The organism is Microbacterium panaciterrae, from assembly GCF_039541635.1.
GTDB classification, from domain to species: Bacteria; Actinomycetota; Actinomycetes; order Actinomycetales; family Microbacteriaceae; genus Microbacterium; species Microbacterium panaciterrae.
Window position 1 is genome coordinate 93,500 of the sequence record NZ_BAABGP010000024.1, and the last position, 15,727, is coordinate 109,226.

16 protein-coding genes are annotated in these 15,727 nt (G+C 70.6%); 8 read left to right on the forward strand and 8 right to left on the reverse strand.

All coding sequences use genetic code 11. The annotated features are described in order from the left end of the window. Positions 1-149: 149 nt before the first annotated feature. The 3 genes from ABD882_RS16990 (at position 150) to ABD882_RS17000 (ending at position 4,719) form a co-directional block, all read left to right on the forward strand. Positions 150-1,652, forward strand: coding sequence for a S8 family peptidase (locus ABD882_RS16990; RefSeq protein ID WP_345188606.1), 1,503 nt, complete (start codon positions 150-152; stop codon positions 1,650-1,652). Between the two features lie 87 nt (positions 1,653-1,739). Beyond that, positions 1,740-3,179 carry an aminopeptidase P family protein gene (locus ABD882_RS16995; RefSeq protein WP_345188608.1) on the forward strand — a complete coding sequence of 480 codons (1,440 nt, stop codon included), beginning with the start codon at positions 1,740-1,742 and terminating at the stop codon, positions 3,177-3,179. 277 nt (positions 3,180-3,456) lie between these two features. Then, on the forward strand, positions 3,457-4,719 hold the full coding sequence (locus ABD882_RS17000; protein WP_345188609.1) for an HNH endonuclease signature motif containing protein: 1,263 nt from the start codon (positions 3,457-3,459) through the stop codon (positions 4,717-4,719). Here ABD882_RS17000 and ABD882_RS17005 read toward each other — a convergent pair. From ABD882_RS17005 to ABD882_RS17015, 3 genes are read right to left on the reverse strand one after another with little or no spacing between them, the layout of a single operon-like run. Beyond that, positions 4,637-5,815 carry a MalY/PatB family protein gene (locus ABD882_RS17005; protein ID WP_345188610.1) on the reverse strand — a complete coding sequence of 393 codons (1,179 nt, stop codon included), beginning with the start codon at positions 5,813-5,815 and terminating at the stop codon, positions 4,637-4,639. The two genes, ABD882_RS17000 and ABD882_RS17005, sit on opposite strands and share 83 nt — an antisense overlap. Beyond that, positions 5,815-6,519 carry an alpha/beta hydrolase family protein gene (locus ABD882_RS17010; protein WP_345188611.1) on the reverse strand — a complete coding sequence of 235 codons (705 nt, stop codon included), beginning with the start codon at positions 6,517-6,519 and terminating at the stop codon, positions 5,815-5,817. The genes ABD882_RS17005 and ABD882_RS17010 overlap by 1 nt, the downstream gene beginning before the upstream one ends. Then, positions 6,516-7,259, reverse strand: coding sequence for a YflT domain-containing protein (locus ABD882_RS17015; protein ID WP_345188612.1), 744 nt, complete (start codon positions 7,257-7,259; stop codon positions 6,516-6,518). Before ABD882_RS17015 ends, ABD882_RS17010 begins: the two co-directional genes overlap by 4 nt. An 89-nt stretch (positions 7,260-7,348) precedes the next feature. Here ABD882_RS17015 and ABD882_RS17020 point away from each other — a divergent pair, with 89 nt between their 5' ends. Genes ABD882_RS17020 through ABD882_RS17030 form a run of 3 tightly spaced genes read left to right on the forward strand, consistent with a single transcriptional unit; the run spans position 7,349 to position 10,262 of the window. Beyond that, positions 7,349-8,620 carry a magnesium transporter MgtE N-terminal domain-containing protein gene (locus tag ABD882_RS17020; protein WP_345188613.1) on the forward strand — a complete coding sequence of 424 codons (1,272 nt, stop codon included), beginning with the start codon at positions 7,349-7,351 and terminating at the stop codon, positions 8,618-8,620. Beyond that, entirely contained in the window at positions 8,620-9,138 is a 519-nt protein-coding gene (locus ABD882_RS17025; protein ID WP_345188787.1) for a DUF1003 domain-containing protein, read from the forward strand. Before ABD882_RS17020 ends, ABD882_RS17025 begins: the two co-directional genes overlap by 1 nt. Next, a complete protein-coding gene (locus ABD882_RS17030; protein ID WP_345188614.1) occupies positions 9,135-10,262 on the forward strand; it encodes an Mrp/NBP35 family ATP-binding protein in 1,128 nt (375 codons plus the stop codon). The genes ABD882_RS17025 and ABD882_RS17030 overlap by 4 nt, the downstream gene beginning before the upstream one ends. Before the next feature lie 15 nt (positions 10,263-10,277). Here ABD882_RS17030 and ABD882_RS17035 read toward each other — a convergent pair whose 3' ends face one another. Beyond that, positions 10,278-10,736 carry a twin-arginine translocase TatA/TatE family subunit gene (locus tag ABD882_RS17035; RefSeq protein WP_345188616.1) on the reverse strand — a complete coding sequence of 153 codons (459 nt, stop codon included), beginning with the start codon at positions 10,734-10,736 and terminating at the stop codon, positions 10,278-10,280. 24 nt (positions 10,737-10,760) lie between these two features. On the opposite strand from ABD882_RS17035, the gene ABD882_RS17040 reads away from it, so the two are divergent. After that, the gene (locus ABD882_RS17040; protein ID WP_345188617.1) at positions 10,761-11,393 is read left to right on the forward strand and encodes an O-methyltransferase; all 633 of its coding nucleotides are present in this window, start codon (positions 10,761-10,763) and stop codon (positions 11,391-11,393) included. Positions 11,394-11,456: 63 nt separating this feature from the next. Here ABD882_RS17040 and ABD882_RS17045 read toward each other — a convergent pair whose 3' ends face one another. The 3 genes from ABD882_RS17045 to dapE form a co-directional block, all read right to left on the reverse strand. Then, the gene (locus tag ABD882_RS17045; RefSeq protein ID WP_345188619.1) at positions 11,457-11,630 is read right to left on the reverse strand and encodes a DUF3117 domain-containing protein; all 174 of its coding nucleotides are present in this window, start codon (positions 11,628-11,630) and stop codon (positions 11,457-11,459) included. A gap of 78 nt (positions 11,631-11,708) precedes the next feature. Next, positions 11,709-12,944, reverse strand: coding sequence for a hypothetical protein (locus tag ABD882_RS17050; protein ID WP_345188620.1), 1,236 nt, complete (start codon positions 12,942-12,944; stop codon positions 11,709-11,711). A 13-nt stretch (positions 12,945-12,957) separates the two neighbouring features. Then, positions 12,958-14,031: a succinyl-diaminopimelate desuccinylase gene (gene dapE, locus ABD882_RS17055; RefSeq protein ID WP_345188622.1), complete on the reverse strand. Its 1,074-nt coding sequence runs from the start codon at positions 14,029-14,031 to the stop codon at positions 12,958-12,960. Between the two features lie 65 nt (positions 14,032-14,096). On the opposite strand from dapE, the gene dapD reads away from it, so the two are divergent. Further along, entirely contained in the window at positions 14,097-15,029 is a 933-nt protein-coding gene (gene dapD / locus ABD882_RS17060; protein ID WP_345188623.1) for a 2,3,4,5-tetrahydropyridine-2,6-dicarboxylate N-succinyltransferase, read from the forward strand. On the opposite strand, the gene ABD882_RS17065 is transcribed toward dapD, so the two are convergent. Then, entirely contained in the window at positions 15,026-15,595 is a 570-nt protein-coding gene (locus ABD882_RS17065; protein ID WP_345188624.1) for a TetR/AcrR family transcriptional regulator, read from the reverse strand. The genes dapD and ABD882_RS17065 overlap by 4 nt on opposite strands. Positions 15,596-15,727 lie beyond the last annotated feature (132 nt).

Here is a 15,727-nt window from a genome sequence, read left to right on the forward strand (position 1 = left end):
CGCACCACACATCGCCGCTCCCCCATAACCTGAATCCTCGCTATCAGCAAGCATTGAATTAGCTGGGAACACCGGCTAGAAACGAGGGAAGGCGCTTGCCTGCGCCGGCCACCAGCCGGCACCCCACCTGTTCGAGAGGATCCTCACCCATGAGGTTGCTAACCCGTCATCGGTCATTCCATCCCGTCGTCTGCACCGTCGCAGCGCTGGGCATGCTCCTGGCCGGCTCCGTCAGCGCGAGTGCTGCCACGAGCGAGGCATCGACGCCCGTGCCCATCGACCCGCCGGACGGCACTGTCATGAGCTACGTCGTCAACATCGACAACGCGAACCCGGGCCAGACCCGCAAGGCCGAGAAGGCGGTCGTCGACGCCGGCGGAGTCGTGGTGCAGAGCTGGCCGGAGATCGGCGTCGTGATCGCACAGTCCGACCGCGCGGCATTCCGCGACACCGTGAAGGTCACCGGCAAGAACGTGGTCGCCTCGGTCGGCGCGACCCGCACCGCCGAAGTGAAGGACAAGGTCACCGGCCCGCAGGCGCCGTGGGGTCCCGGAGCGTCCGGATGGAACCAGGGCAAGAACAAGCCCGTCAACGGCGACGAGCCCACCACGCCGGTCCCCGCCGAGTCCTCGGACGCGATGGAGGGCCAGCAGTGGGACATGAGGATGATCCAGGCGGATCAGGCCAACCTCGTCACCGACGGCAGCCGCAACGTGCTCGTGGGCGTGCTGGACTCGGGGATCGATCCCACCCACCCCGACCTGCAGGCCAACATCGACGTCGCGGACTCGGTCAACTGCACCACGGGCGGCCGCCCCGACCAGAGCGTCGGCGGGTGGTACCCGACCACGTCGGATCACGGCACGCACGTCGCCGGGACGATCGCGGCCGCACGCAACGGCGCAGGCATCGTGGGAGTGGCGCCGAACGTGCGCCTCGCCTCGGTCAAGGTCGTGAACGACGACGGGTACATCTACCCGGAGTACGCCGTCTGCGGGTTCATGTGGGCCGCGCAGCGCGGGATGGACGTCACGAACAACAGCTACTACATCGACCCGTTCGAGTTCTGGTGCGATGACCAGCCCGACCAGGCGGCGGTCCGCGAGGCCGTGGCCCGCGCCGTCAACTGGTCCAACGCGAAGGGCGTCGTGAGCGCCGCGGCCGCAGGCAACTCGGGCCTCGACCTCACGGTCAACACGACCGACGCGGGCAGCCCGAACGACGCGCCCCAGCCGATCCGCCGCACGATCAACCAGGGCTGCAAGGACATTCCGACCCAGATCCCCGGCGTGGTGACGGTGTCCTCGCTCACCAGCACGGGCCAGCTGTCGTACTTCTCGAACCGCGGCCTCGGCGAGATCGACGTCGCAGCACCCGGATCGAGCATCCTGTCCACGACCCCCGGCGGGAAGTACGGGCTCAAGAGCGGCACCTCGATGGCCTCCCCGCACGTCGCCGGCGTGCTTGCGCTGATGAAGTCCGCCCACCCGGAGCTGACCCCGGCGCAGATGGTGGACAAGCTCCGCGCAGACGCGACGCCGACCGCCTGCTCCGCTCCGCAGCTGAACCGCGGCCCTGCCTGCGAGGGCACGACCGCGCTGAACAGCTATTACGGCTACGGGATCGTGAACGCCCTCAAGGCCGTGCAGTGATCGCGCGCTGAATCGATCGGGCCCGGGGTCGCCATCACGGCGGCTCCGGGCCCGTTCTCGATCCGCGCCGGATGAGAGGATGGAGGCATGACCTCTGAGCACGACACGACCGAGCAGACCGGCGATGACGCCACGCAGACCGCCGGCACCGCGGCGGCGAGGACGAACAGCCGGCAGCCCTTCCCGCAGGGCTTCCTCGACACGATCTCCACCGGGTGGGCCGAGCGCCCCGAGACCCTTCCCGCACCCCGGACACAGACCCGCTACGCCGCCGCACGCCGTGCCGCCGTGTCGGCCGCGTTCCTCGGCAAGCGCCTGGTGATCCCCGCAGGATCCCTGAAGCAGCGCAGCAACGACACCGACTACCCGTTCCGCGCGCACTCGGCCTTCGCCCACCTCACCGGCTGGGCCGCCGACTCCGAGCCCGACTCGCTGCTCGTGTTCGACCCGACCGCCCAGGGTCACGACGTCACGCTGTACTTCCGCGAGCGCGCCGACCGCACCACGAGCGAGTTCTACTCCGACGCCACGATCGGCGAGTTCTGGATCGGTCCGCGCCCCGCGCTCTCGGGAGTCGCCGCCGACCTCGGCCTGAAGACCGCTCACCTCGATGATTTCGCCGCCTCGGACGCCGACCTCGTCGTCGACGAGGACGCTGCGCTCACGCAGTTCGTCTCGGAGCTGCGCCTGGTGAAGGACGAGTACGAGATCGCCGAGATGCGCCGGGCGATCGAGATCACCGCGAACGGCTTCGACGACATCATCCGCGACCTCCCCCGCGCCATCGCGCACCCCCGCGGCGAGCGCATCGTCGAGGGCGTGTTCCACCAGCGCGCCCGCAGCGACGGCAGCTGGGAGGGCTACGACACGATCGCCGCGTCCGGCCCGCACGCCTGCTACCTGCACTGGACCCGCAACGACGGTGCCGTGATCGAGGGCGACCTGATCCTCATCGATGCCGGCGCCGAGGGCGACAGCCTGTACACCGCCGACATCACCCGCACGCTGCCCGTGAGCGGGACGTTCAGCGATGTGCAGCGCCGGATCTACGACACCGTGGTCGAGGCCGCGGACGCCGCCTTCGCCGCTGCCTCTGTCGGGGTGCCGTTCCGCACCGTGCACGCCGCGGCCATGGACGTGATCGCCCGCCGCACCGCCGAGTGGGGTCTGCTCCCGGTCAGCGCCGAGGAGGCGCTCGATGCCGACCGAGGCGGCCAGCACCGCCGGTACATGGTGCACGGCACCAGCCACCATCTCGGCATCGACGTGCACGACTGCGCACAGGCCCGCCGCGAGATGTACTACGACGGCCTGATCGAGCCCGGCATGGTGTTCACGATCGAGCCCGGCCTGTACTTCCAGATCGACGATCTGACCGTGCCGGAGGAGTACCGCGGCATCGGCGTGCGCATCGAGGACGACATCCTGATCACCGCCGACGGACCGGTGAACCTCTCAGCGGCGATCCCGCGCACCTCCGCCGAGGTCGAGGCGTGGATCGCACGCGTGCAGGACGGCGCCTCCTGACCGAGGACATGCATCCCGGATGTCGGTGGCCCGGAGGAGGATGTCGGTGACGGATTTCAGCCGTTGATCTGCGGAAATCCACCTTCGGAATCTTCGTTCAGCTCTTCCGTGTCTCGTACTTATGTACAAACAAAGTCATGTCGAACCCCCGCTCTTCCACCCTCGCCGCAGACCGCGGCGAGCTGCTGGACGAGTGGGTGAGCACGAGGGCCGAGATCGCCCGGCTCGAGGCGCGGTCGGCGGATCTGCACGGGAACGGTGGGGGCGGCGTTCGCCGATGCAGAAGCGCTGGCCGCGCACTTCCCCGGCCTGCACGAGGCTCTCCGGGCTGGGAGGATCTCGGCGCAGCACGTCCGCGTGCTCATCGTCCGCCGACCCTGTCCGCGACGCGGTGCGCGACGGGTGCCTGCCGGAGGCGACGCTCGCGGTGTACGAGGCCGCGTGCCTCGTCGTCGCCGAGCAGGACTCCCCCGCCCGCACCCGGGTGCACGCGCGTCAGATCGCCGCGACGCTCGCCGGGGAGAACCTCGAAGAACGCCATGCTCGTGCGACCGCGGAGCGGTGCGTGTCGGTGAAGGCGCTCGAGGACGGCATGGCACTGCTGACCGTCGTGCTCCCCGAGATCTATGCGGCCGCGATCAAGGACCGTCTCAGCCGGCTCGCGGGCGCCATCGCGGCCGACACGAGAGGCGAGACCGAGCGTGCCCTCGGGATCGCGTTCACCGATCCGGTCACCGATCCGGGTGCGACCATCGCGGCCGGCGCCACGTTCGCGCTCGACCCGGAACATGACCTCCACGATCCTGCGACCGACACCTGCGCGGCGAAGAAGGTCGGCCCCGACGCCCGCCGCGAGTTCGTCGCGATCGACGGCCGCACGCGACGCCAGATCGAGGCCGACGTGCTCATCGATCTGCTGCTGGCCGGCAGCCCGTCGGAGATCCTCGGCAGCGGGCTGGAGAACATCACCGCTACGGTGCAGGTCACGATCAGCGCCACGACCCTGGCCGGTGAGGACGACCGCTTCGCCGAGTTCGACGGACACGGTCCGCTGCCCCCCGACGTCGCTCGAGAGCTGGCCCGGCTCGCGTCCGGGTGGAACCGGCTGTTCCTCGACGAGGGCGGCATGATCACGAAGGTCGACCGGTACACCCCCACGGCCGGCATGAAGCGGTTCCTCCGCGCCAGAGACCAGCGCTGCCGGTTCCCCGGCTGCCATGTCCCCGCCGCTCGCTGTCAGATCGACCACAACCATGACTTCGCGTGCGGCGGCACCACCGACCTCGGCAACCTCAGCTGCTTCTGCTCGGCCCATCATCCGCTGAAGCATCCGGATCTCGATGACGAGTTCCGCTGGTACGCCCGGCAGCTCGACGACGGCACCGTCGAATGGATCAGCCCGACCGGCCGCATCTACGCGGATCCACCGCCGCGCCGCGTGATGTTCGTCTGCGTCCTCAACGATCGGAGCGCGCTGCGAGCGCGGCCGCCATCTGCCGGACGGCCTGCTCGAGGATCGGCCGTGGTGTGGCGAGGATGAAGCGGAGGAAGCCCTCCCCGGCTGCACCGCAGGCGATCCCGTCGGTGAGGGCGACGCCGGCCTGCTCCCGGAAGAAGTCAGCGGGTGATCCGTCGATGCCGAGGGAACGGGCATCCAGCCAGGCGATGTAGGTGCCCTCCGGCGCACGGTACCCCATGCCGGGGATGTGCTCCCCGAGCAGCTCGCCGAGCAGGGTGCGGTTGCCGTCGAGGTACTCCAGCGTCTCGGTCAGCCATTCCCGGCTGTCGTCGAAGGCGGCCGTGGTGGCGATGACGCCCAGATTCGCGGTGCCATGCTCCGCCCAGGCGACCTCGGGGCGCGCCCAGGTCTCCACGTCCGCCGCGTTGCTGAGGATCACCTGCGCCGTCTTGAGGCCCGGCAGGTTCCACGCCTTGGAGGCGCTGGCTGCGGTGATCGTGTGGCCGGCGGTGACCTCGCTGATGCTCGCGTACGGCACGTGCACGTGCGGGGCGAACACGAGCGGGGCGTGGATCTCGTCCGAGAACACCCGGCCCCGGTGCCGTTCGACGATCGCGGCCACCGCCTCCAGCTCTGCCCGCTCGAAGACCCGGCCGAGCGGGTTGTACGGATTGCACAGGATCAGCAGCTCGCCGCCGGCTGCGAACGCACGGTCGATCCCGTCGAGGTCGTAGACGTGGCGGCCGTCCTCGAGGAGCATCGGGACCTCGATGATCTCGCGCTCATGCATCGCCGGGATCGTGAGGAAGGGCATATACGCCGGAGTGGGCAGGATGATCTTCGAGGCGGGAGCGGTGAAGTGATCGATCGTGGTGCGCAGCGCCGTGAGCACATCCGGCACCGGCCTGATGCGCTCGACGGGCACATCCCAGCCGTACCGGTCGCGCTGCCAGCGCGCACAGGCCTCAGCCATCGCCGCTGAGACGGCGCGCGGAAGGTAGCCGATGAGCCCGTCGTCGATCGCGGCCTTCATGGCGTCCTTGATCGCCGGCGCCGTGCCGAAGTCCATCTCGGCGACGAACGCGCCGATGGTTCCCGGGAACACCGACCACTTGACGCTGCCGACCTCCCGCAGCCTCTCGATGCCGATCGCGTCCAGTTCCTGCGCCGTGCTCATCAGCCGTCCTTTCGACCGGTCGCCGTGCGGGTGAACTCCGCGACCAGCGAAGCCAGGGATGCGCCGACCTCATCGGCAGGGCGCTTATGGCCCTTCACCTCGAAGGAATGCCCGCCGCCGTCGATCCAGGCGATCCTGGCGTCGCGGCACGATGCCACCGCCTCCTCCAGCTGGGACACCGGCTGGATGAACGGATCGTTCGATCCCTCCACGAACAGCTGCGGCTGCGGCACCGCGGGCAGATGCTCGACCCGGAGCTTCTCCGGGCGTCCCTGTGGGTGCAGGGGGTAGCCGAGGTAGACCAGGGCTGCGGCATCCAGGCCGTGCTCCCCGGCGGCGGCCATCGACGCCATCCGCCCGCCGTACGACTTGCCGCAGGCGATCACGGGAGCGCCGCCGGCCCTCCGGGTCGCCTCGGCGACGACCGCGCGCCAGGCGAGGATCGCGTGCGCGGCGGGTCCGGGCATGCGCCGGCCCGCCTCGACATACGGGAAGTTGAAGCGCAGGGTCTGCAGGCCCTGCGCGCGCAGTGCGGCGGCGAAGCCGAGGAGGAAGGGATGATCCATCCCGGCACCCGCGCCGTGCGCGAGCACCACCACAGGGGCCGCGACGTCACCGGTGGATCCGAACGCGGCCGAGACCCTCACCTCGCCGGCCGGCAGCGGCACGGGGATCCGGAGGCGCTGCTCGGCGGCCTCGGTCATCGCGCGGAGCCGTCGTCCCCGGACGGCTCGTCGGAGCGCTCCTCTGCGGCAGGTGCGGCCGTCGGGGCCGGAGGTGCAGGCGGAAGCGGCGGACGAGCCGGGACGACCCGCTCGCCGTACCGCGGCGGCTCGTCCATCGTGGACGAGGGCGCCGGCGCGGCAGGCGGGGTCGGTGGGGCGGCGGCGGCGGCCGGCGCATGCGGATCGACCCGTTCGCCGTACCGCGGCGGCTCGGCACCCGCAGGTCCCGAGGGCTCTGCCGGAGGGATCGGGGTCACCGACCGGCCGAGCACCTGCCGCGCCTTGCCGACCGACGCCGGCAGCACGGTCACGTCGTAGTGGTCCGCGCTCAGCTGCATCACGCTCGCGTAGTCACGCCGGCGGCGCAGGACCGAATAGGCGATGAGACTGAGGATCATGCCGATCGCGACGCCGACGAAGATCACGCCGACGAACGCCTGGATCGGCACAGACGGGTTGCCGAGCACGAAGATCGCCGACAGGAACAGCCCGATGAGCACGCCGTTCACCGCTCCCGAGCGCGCCGCGTTCGCGTAGCCGAGGCGACCCGTCACGCGCTCCACGGTGCGCACGCCCATCCCGACGATCGCGATCTCGCGAGCCGGCACCTCCCCGGCGATCAGTTGCGAGACGAGCTTCTGCGCGGCGTTGTAATCGGTGACCGTCGCGACGGTCTCACCGATCTCTCCGACGCCTCCCGAGGTGTTCAGCATGCTCATCCGACCATTGTTCCATGCGGGCGCACGAGGACCCCTCGGAGCGCGTCACCGACCCCGGATCCTGAAGGCCGGGACACTACGCTGGAACCATGAGCACACAGCGGGTTTTCGTCGCGCGCCTGGCCGGGTGCGCCGTGTTCGACCCCGCCGGCGACCGGATCGGCAAGGTCCGGGACGTCGTCGTCGTGTACCGAAGTACGGCCTCCCCGCGGGTCATCGGCCTGGTGTGCGAGATTCCGGGGCGCCGTCAGGTGTTCCTCTCGATCGGACGGGTGAGCTCCATCAGCACCGGTCAGGTGATCACCTCGGGCCTCATGAACGTGCGCCGGTTCAAACCCCGCAACGGCGAGGTGCGGATCATGGCCGAGCTGGTCGGCCGCCGCGTGGACTTCGCGGACGCCTCCGGCACGGCGGTCATCGAGGACGTCGCGATCGAGCCGAACCGGCTCGGCGAGTGGTCGGTCGGCCAGCTGTTCCTCCGCAAGCCGAAGACGAGCGCCTCGCCGTTCGCCAAGGGTCCGACGACGTTCGCCGTGTGGAGCGAGGTGCGCGAGCACAGCGCCCCCGGTGAGGCGCAGTCCGCCGAGCAGCTCGTCGCCACGTACTCCGAGATGCACCCCGCGGACCTCGCCAACACCCTGCTGGATCTGCCGCAGCAGCGCCGCATCGAGGTCGCGGAGGAGCTGCCGGACGAACGTCTCGCCGACGCGCTCGAGGAGATGCCCGAAGACGACCAGATGGACATCCTGGATCGCCTGGGCGACGAGCGCGCCGCCGACATCCTCGACCAGATGGAGCCGGACGACGCGGCCGACCTGCTCGCGCAGCTGCCGCAGGGCCGGCTCGAGCATCTGCTGGACCTGATGGAGCCGGAGGAGGCGGAGGACGTGCGCATGCTGCTGCGGTACAGCCCCGACACGGCCGGCGGTCTGATGACCCCCGAGCCGATCATCCTGTCCGCCGACGCCACCGTGGCCGAGGCGCTCGCCCTGATCCGCCGGCACGAGCTGCACCCAGCCCTCGCCGCCGCGGTGTTCGTCACCCTGCCGCCGTTCGAGACGCCGACGGGGCGCCTGCTGGGCATGGTGCACTTCCAGCGGATGCTGCGCTATCCCCCGCACGAACGACTCGGCGCGATCGTCGACGACACCCTCGAACCCGTGCCGGTGACCGCCTCCGCCGCCGAGGTGGCCCGCATGCTCGCGAGCTACGACCTCGTGTCCCTGCCCGTGGTGGATCAAGCGCACCGCCTGGTCGGCGCGATCAGCGTCGACGACGTGCTCGACTACCTCCTGCCCGACGACTGGCGCTCCCACGACGCGGATGAGCAGACCGTCCCGAGGCGGGGAACGGCAGGATGATGGCGAAGAGGTCGGCCCGCCGGGGCCTGGACGCGCCCCTCGGGCGCAGCGGGATGCTCGGCCGCGGGAGCGGATCCGCGCTGCCGTCCAGCGACACGTTCGGGCGCTTCTCCGAGGCGTTCGCGCGGGCGATGGGCACGTCGGGATTCCTCATCGGCATGTCGGTGTTCGTCGTGATCTGGCTGTGGTGGAACATCTCCATGCCGCGCGCCTGGCAGTTCGATCCCGCGGCGACGAACTTCACCCTGCTCACCCTGATCCTGTCCCTGCAGGCGTCCTACGCCGCTCCCCTGATCCTGCTCGCGCAGAACAGGCAGGACGACCGCGACCGCGTGCAGATCGAACAGGACCGCCAGCGCGCGGAGCGCAACCTGGCGGACACCGAGTACCTGGCCCGTGAGATCGTGGCACTGCGGATGGCGCTGGAGGAGAGAGCGAGCCAGGGCATCACCCGCGAGGTCCTGCGCGCCGAGCTGAGGGCGATGCTCGCCGAGCTGCGTGACGAGGATCCGGTATGACCGATCCCCGGGCCGAGGCCGTCCGCCGCGCCGTCGGCGCGGTGACCGACCCCGAGCTGCGCCGTCCGATCGCCGACCTCGACATGCTCCGCGACATCACCGTCGAGGGGGAGACGGCGCACGTCGGCATCGTGCTGACGATCGTGGGCTGCCCCGCCGCCACGAGGATCGAGACCGACGTGCGAGCGGCCGCCGCGGCCGTGCCGGGCATCGAGGCCGTCGAGGTCGCGGTCGGGGTGATGACGCCGGAGGAGCGCCGGGCCCTCACCGAGAAGCTGCGCGACGGCAGGGCCCCGCGCCAGATGCCGTTCGGGCCGGACTCGCTCACCCGCGTGATCGCCGTCAGCAGCGGCAAGGGCGGTGTGGGCAAGTCCTCGCTCACCGCGAACCTGGCCGTCGCGCTGGCCGCACGCGGACGTCGTGTCGGCCTGATCGACGCCGATGTGCACGGCTTCTCGATCCCGGGTCTGCTCGGGATCGCCCCGGGCACCCCGCCCACGAGGATCGACGACCTGATACTGCCGCCCGTCGCGTACGACGTGAAGGCGGTCTCGATCGGCATGTTCCTGCGCGAGGGCGAGTCGGTCGTCGCGTGGCGCGGGCCGATGCTGCACCGCACCGTGCAGCAGTTCCTCACCGACGTCTTCTTCGGCGACCTCGACATCCTGCTCATCGACATGCCCCCGGGAACCGGGGACATCGCGATCACGATCGGGCAGCTCCTGCCGCACGCTGAGGTGCTCGTGGTGACCACCCCGCAGGAGGCGGCGTCCGACGTCGCGATCCGCAGCGGCCTCGTCGCCCGGCAGACCGGGCAGCGCGTGATCGGCGTGGTCGAGAACATGGCCGCGATGGCGCTGCCGGACGGCACGCTGCTGGAGCTGTTCGGATCCGGTGGAGGTCAGGCCGTGGCGGATGCCCTGTCGGCTGCGGGCGATCCCGTCCCCATGCTCGCGTCGGTGCCGCTGAGCCCCGCGCTGCGCACAGGAGGCGACGCCGGCGTGCCCGTCGTGCTCGCCGATCCCGAGGACCCGGCGGCGCGCGCGATCCTCGCCCTCGCCGACACGATCGACGGCTCCGGTCGAGGTCTGGCCGGGCGCCGGCTGAACGTCACCCCGCACTGAGCGGAGTCCGCAGGATCAGGTGGCTTCGCTGTCGTACGGCGGAAGTTCCGTGGCCGAGAACACGCGCGGCGCCGTCGACGCGGCCGGCCGGTCTGCGCCGGCGGAGGCGGCGTTCATCGCGGTCGCCGTGGCCAGCAGCGCGGCAGCGGATCCGGCAGCGGGCGCGATCGCCTCGGGTTCCGCGATCGCGGATGCCGCCGCGGCGGGCCGTGCGGGGCTGTCGTCCATGAGCGCATCGCGGATGATCCGGCGCGGGTCGTACTGGCGCGGGTCGAGCTTGCGCCAGTCGAGCTCGTCGATCTCCGGACCGACCTCCTCGCGCATCCGGTCCTTGGCGCCGCGCAGGTAGTCGCCGGCCCGCTTGACCATGTGCGCGAACGACTCCGCGTAGCGCGGAAGGCGCTCAGGACCGACGAGAAGGGCCGCGATCACGCCGATCACGACCAGCTTCTCGAAGGTGATGCCGAAGAACATCTCACCAGGGTAGCGTGGATCATCATGAGTGAGCAGGACGCGAACGCGCGCTACGTGCGCGAAGCCATCATCGAACCGGATGAGATCGTCCGTGCCCGCGCGCACGCCGTCGAACTCGGGGCTCAGCCGATCAGCGCCGCCGTCGGAGCGCAGTGCGCGGTGATCGCCGCGGCGACCGGCGCGCGCTCGATGGTCGAGATCGGGACCGGCGCCGGCGTCTCCGGCCTGTGGCTGCTACGCGGTGCGCCGAAGGCCGTGCTCACTTCGATCGACAACGAGCCCGAGCACCTCGCCGCCGCCCGCTCCGCCTTCCAGGACGCCAGGATCGCGCCCACCCGAGCCCGGTTCATCGCCGGTCGTGCGGCCGACGTGCTGCCGCGCATGAACGAGGCCGCCTACGACATCGTGCTCGTGGACGCGGATCCGGAGAACGTGATCGAGTACGTCGAGCACGGCCTGCGCCTGGTGCGCGCCGGCGGGACGGTCCTGGTGCCGCGAGTGCTCGGCGGCGGCCGGGTGGCGGATCCCGTGCAGCGCGACGACGTGACGAGCGCCTACCGCTCGCTCATCCAGGAGACCCAGCAGTCGCCCGCCGTGCTCGCGGCCCTGTCCACGGTGGGCGAGGGACTGCTGCAGCTGACCAGCATCGCCGACTGACACGGCGAAAGGGCCGCCGTTCCGAGGAACGGCGGCCCTTTCAGAATCTGTGAATCGTGCGGGTCAGGCCGGCGTCACGACGGCATTGAGCACGTCGTGAAGCTCCTTCGCCTCAGCGTCGTTGACGGAGACGACCAGGCGTCCGCCGCCTTCGAGCGGGACGCGCACGATGATCAGCCGACCCTCCTTCACGGCCTCCATGGGTCCGTCGCCAGTCCTCGGCTTCATCGCTGCCATCGCGGTGCTCCCTTTCCTCGGTGGTCTACTCCTCCCATATTAGTGGGTTCTCGGACACCGCTTACCCCTCCGGCCGAGTCAGGGCACGCGCCAGAAGGTGTCCGCCAGTCCGTAGACGTTCGAGATCCACAGCCACTGCGTCGCGAGGCACAGCACCAGCACGCCGCCGCGCACCCACCAGGACCGTCGCCAGCCCACCGCACCCCAGAGCGGCGCCACCGGGAACAGCAGCCGCATCGTGCTCGACTGCGGGAAGAACACCGCGAGCAGGTACAGCAGATAGCTCGCGCTGAACAGGCGGATCTCCGGCCCGAGCCGGCGCACTCCCGGTCCCGCGATCAACGCCCAGCCGAACAGGGCGACCAGCACCACCAGCACGGCCAGTCCCACCCACCCGGGAGCGCCGAGCAGCTGTGCCCAGTACGGCATCGCCGTCAGCCAGCCGTCGAACGGCGCGAATGCCGCGTGGCCGGCTCCCGGCATCCAGAAGGCGCGCCACGAAAGCTCCGTCTCCATGTACGCGTTCGGGTTGTGCGTGACGATCCCCGCGATGACCTGCCACGCGAATCCGGCCGCGACCGCCAGCGCGCCCAGGCACAGATAGTTCGCGATCTCCTGCGGCGCGAGCGGATCCTGACGGCGCCGGATCCAGCGCAGCACGAGCATGAGCCCCAGCATCAGCGCGAAGGCGAGCACGCCGGGACGCGTGAAGCCCATCAGCACGATCAGCGGATAGAGCCGCACATAGCGGCGGCGGATCAGGCCGTCCAGGGCGAGCAGCAGGAACAGCATGTTCAGCACCTCGGCGTAGCCGACCTGGAACAGGGCGCCCAGCGGGCCCGAGGCGAAGAACACGACCGTCCAGATCGCGGCCATCCGCCCGATCCGCCCCCGCATCATGCGGAACAGCACGACACAGCAGAAGTAACCCGCCACGAGCGACACGATCACCGCGCCGATCGGCCAGAATCCGCCCAGCGGCCAGCTCACCGCCTGCGCGAGCCAGGAGTACACCGGCAGGAACGCCCACGAGTTCTGGGTGACATGCCCGTTGGGACCGAGCGGCAGCACCTGCGGATACCCGTACACCGAGATATACCAGTACCACTGCGCGTCCCAGCCGGCGACGAAGGATCCCAGGCTCGCATGAGGCCCGAACCGTGCGCCCGGTGCCGTGGACATCCCGGTCGCCGCGAGCAGGAACCCGGTCGTGATCAGACGCGCCCCCACATAGATCGCGAGGATGCCCGCCCACGCGGGCGTGCGCGCATACGCCCTGGCGGCCCAGCGGGGCCCCGTGCGGGGGCGCGTCACCGCAAGCGCCGGCTCAGACACCGCTGAGCCAGGAACGCAGACCCCGCTCGGTGCTCTCGATCTGCGCGACCGGGACCCTCTCCTCATCGTGATGCGCGAGGTGCGGATCGCCCGGGCCGTAGTTGACGGCGGGAATGCCCAGCGCGGAGAATCGCGCCACGTCGGTCCAGCCGTACTTCGGCTTCGGGGTCGCGCCGACCCCGGCGAGGAAGTCCCGGGCGATCGGAGCGTCCAGCCCGGGGCGGGCGCCCTCGGCGACGTCGGTGACCTCCACCGCGAACCCGTCGAACACACGCCGCACGTGCGCCTCCGCGTCGGCCGCGGACTTGCTCGGGGCGAAGCGGTAGTTGACCTCGACCTCGCAGAGGTCCGGGATGACGTTGCCGGCGACGCCGCCGCTGATCCGCACGGCGTTGAGGCCCTCGCGGTAGTCGAGCCCGTCGACGGTGATCTCGCGGGCGCGGTACTCGGCGAGACGGGCGAGGAGGGGAGCCGCGCGATGGATCGCGTTCTCGCCGATCCACGACCTGGCCGAGTGGGCGCGCACGCCGGCGGTGCGCACGACCGCGCGCAGTGTGCCGTTGCAGCCGCCCTCGACCTCGCCGTTCGACGGCTCCCCGAGGATCGCGAAGTCGGCCTGGAACAGCTCGGGGCGGCGGTCGGCGAGCAGCTTCAGCCCGTTGCGGGCCGCCTCGACCTCCTCGTTGTCGTACCACATCCAGGTGATGTCGACCACGGGTTCGACCAGCTCGGCGGCCAGCTTGAGCTGCACCGCGACGCCCGCCTTCATGTCGACCGTGCCGCGACCCCAGAGGAACTCCTCGCCGTCGAGGACCAGATCGCGGCTGGGCACGTTCGCGTTGATCGGCACGGTGTCGATGTGCCCGGCGATCGCCACGCGCTGGGTGCGGCCCAGGTTCGTGCGCGCGATGATCGTGTTGCCCTCGCGGATCACCTCGAGGTGATCCAGTGCACGCACCGCCTCCTCGATCAGGTCGGCGAGCGCCCGCTCCTCCCCCGAGACGCTGGGGATGTCGCAGATCGCACGGGTGATGTCCAGGGACGACGCGGTCAGGTCGAGCGGCATGAACCCCACCCTAGCGCCGCGTCATGAGGGCGAAGCTGGGCGCGACGATTCGGTACCGTGGAGGCATGAGCGACGCCCGCACGATCTTCGGCTCCGGCCTGACCACCCTCGCCGACGACGGCACCGTCCTGGACGCCTGGTTCCCCGAAATCGGCACCGAGGCGGTCGCCGGCTCCGACCTCTCGGCCTTCACCGGGCCGGACGAGCGCCGTGCGGTATCGGTCGAGACCGTGCAGCTGCGGATCGACCTCGATGAGGCCCCCACCTCCACCGCCGACGTGTATCTGCGCCTGCACGCGCTCTCGCATCTGCTGGTGCGCCCCAACGAGCTCAATCTGGACGGGATCTTCTCGTATCTTCCGAACATCGCCTGGACCAGTGCGGGCCCCATGCTCCCCGCAGACGCAGCCCGGCTGCGCCCTGCGCTGCAGCGCGCGGGGATCCAGATCTCCGGCGTCGACAAGTTCCCCCGGCTCACCGACTACGTGCTGCCCGCGGGCGTACGCATCGCCGACGCCTCGCGGGTGCGGCTGGGCGCGCACCTCTCCCCCGGCACCACCGTCATGCACGAGGGCTTCGTGAACTACAACTCCGGCACCCTGGGCGCGTCGATGGTCGAGGGGCGTATCTCGCAGGGCGTCGTGGTCGGCGACGGATCGGACATCGGCGGCGGATCCTCGATCATGGGCACCCTCTCCGGCGGCGGCACGCACCGCGTCTCGATCGGCGCGCGCACCCTGCTCGGCGCGAACGCGGGCATCGGTATCTCCCTCGGCGACGACTGCATCGTCGAGGCGGGGCTCTACGTCACGGCCGGCACCAAGATCGTCCTGGCCGACGGCGCACCCCTGGCCGACGGCGGTCGCCCGGTCGTGAAGGGTGCCGCGCTGTCCGGCGAGGACGGGATCCTGTTCCGCCGCAACTCGCTCACCGGAGCCGTCGAGGCCGTACGCCGTGCGGGCGCCGGCGTCACCCTCAACGAGGCGCTGCACGCCTAAGCGCGCAGCGATCCGATCGCGAGCTCGAGCACGCGCCGGCGCTGCGCGTCGTCGTCGTAGGCGACCGCGCTGACCCCGGCGATGAGCTTCACGACGTCGCCGATGTCGAGGTCCGCCTTCGCGGCGCCCTCCTGCTGCGCGCGCTTCAGCAGCGGATCCCCCGCCGCGAGCATGACGACACGGCACTCGGCGAACACCGTCGACTCGCCGTTCAGGCCGTCCAGCAGCACGTGCTTGGTGCCGACGTACTCCACGAACCGGTCCAGCCAGGCCTCGAAGGCCGCCCAGGGCGCGAGCCCCGAGACCTCGTCGGCGGCGTCGGCGAGAGCCGCGACCTCGCGCAGGTAGAGCGTCTCGATCAGGTCGTCGCGGGTCGGGAAGTTGCGGTACAGCGTCCCGATGCCGACGCCGGCGCGCCGCGCGATGTCCTCGAGCGACGCACCTGATCCCTCTTCCGCGAAGACATCACGGCCTGCGGTGACCAGGGCGTCGAAGTTCCGCGCGGCGTCGGCGCGGCGCGGTCGCCGCTCCTCCAGCGTCATCGTCGCCCGGTTCTGCACGCCCATCGCGTCGTCCTTCCAGAAAGTCCTCGAAACCTCTTGCAAACCGGAGGCACCCTCCGGTAATGTCTATCCGGAGGAACCCTCCGTTCGGAGGCCTTCTTCCACTTTACTCCGTTTCCCCAGGCTCCGGAAGGG

Excerpts from the sequence above, each read along its gene's own strand:
- ABD882_RS17040 (WP_345188617.1), top strand. The coding sequence starts at position 10,761 with ATGAGTGAGCAGGACGCGAACGCGCGCTACGTGCGCGAAGCCATCATC.
- ABD882_RS17000 (WP_345188609.1), top strand. The coding sequence starts at position 3,457 with ATGCAGAAGCGCTGGCCGCGCACTTCCCCGGCCTGCACGAGGCTCTCC.
- ABD882_RS17045 (WP_345188619.1), bottom strand. The coding sequence starts at position 11,630 with ATGGCAGCGATGAAGCCGAGGACTGGCGACGGACCCATGGAGGCCGTG.
- ABD882_RS17015 (WP_345188612.1), bottom strand. The coding sequence starts at position 7,259 with ATGAGCATGCTGAACACCTCGGGAGGCGTCGGAGAGATCGGTGAGACC.
- ABD882_RS17005 (WP_345188610.1), bottom strand. The coding sequence starts at position 5,815 with ATGAGCACGGCGCAGGAACTGGACGCGATCGGCATCGAGAGGCTGCGG.
- dapE (WP_345188622.1), bottom strand. The coding sequence starts at position 14,031 with ATGCCGCTCGACCTGACCGCGTCGTCCCTGGACATCACCCGTGCGATC.
- ABD882_RS16990 (WP_345188606.1), top strand. The coding sequence starts at position 150 with ATGAGGTTGCTAACCCGTCATCGGTCATTCCATCCCGTCGTCTGCACC.
- ABD882_RS17025 (WP_345188787.1), top strand. The coding sequence starts at position 8,620 with ATGGCGAAGAGGTCGGCCCGCCGGGGCCTGGACGCGCCCCTCGGGCGC.
- ABD882_RS17065 (WP_345188624.1), bottom strand. The coding sequence starts at position 15,595 with ATGGGCGTGCAGAACCGGGCGACGATGACGCTGGAGGAGCGGCGACCG.
- ABD882_RS17030 (WP_345188614.1), top strand. The coding sequence starts at position 9,135 with ATGACCGATCCCCGGGCCGAGGCCGTCCGCCGCGCCGTCGGCGCGGTG.
- ABD882_RS16995 (WP_345188608.1), top strand. The coding sequence starts at position 1,740 with ATGACCTCTGAGCACGACACGACCGAGCAGACCGGCGATGACGCCACG.
- ABD882_RS17035 (WP_345188616.1), bottom strand. The coding sequence starts at position 10,736 with ATGTTCTTCGGCATCACCTTCGAGAAGCTGGTCGTGATCGGCGTGATC.
- ABD882_RS17020 (WP_345188613.1), top strand. The coding sequence starts at position 7,349 with ATGAGCACACAGCGGGTTTTCGTCGCGCGCCTGGCCGGGTGCGCCGTG.
- ABD882_RS17010 (WP_345188611.1), bottom strand. The coding sequence starts at position 6,519 with ATGACCGAGGCCGCCGAGCAGCGCCTCCGGATCCCCGTGCCGCTGCCG.
- dapD (WP_345188623.1), top strand. The coding sequence starts at position 14,097 with ATGAGCGACGCCCGCACGATCTTCGGCTCCGGCCTGACCACCCTCGCC.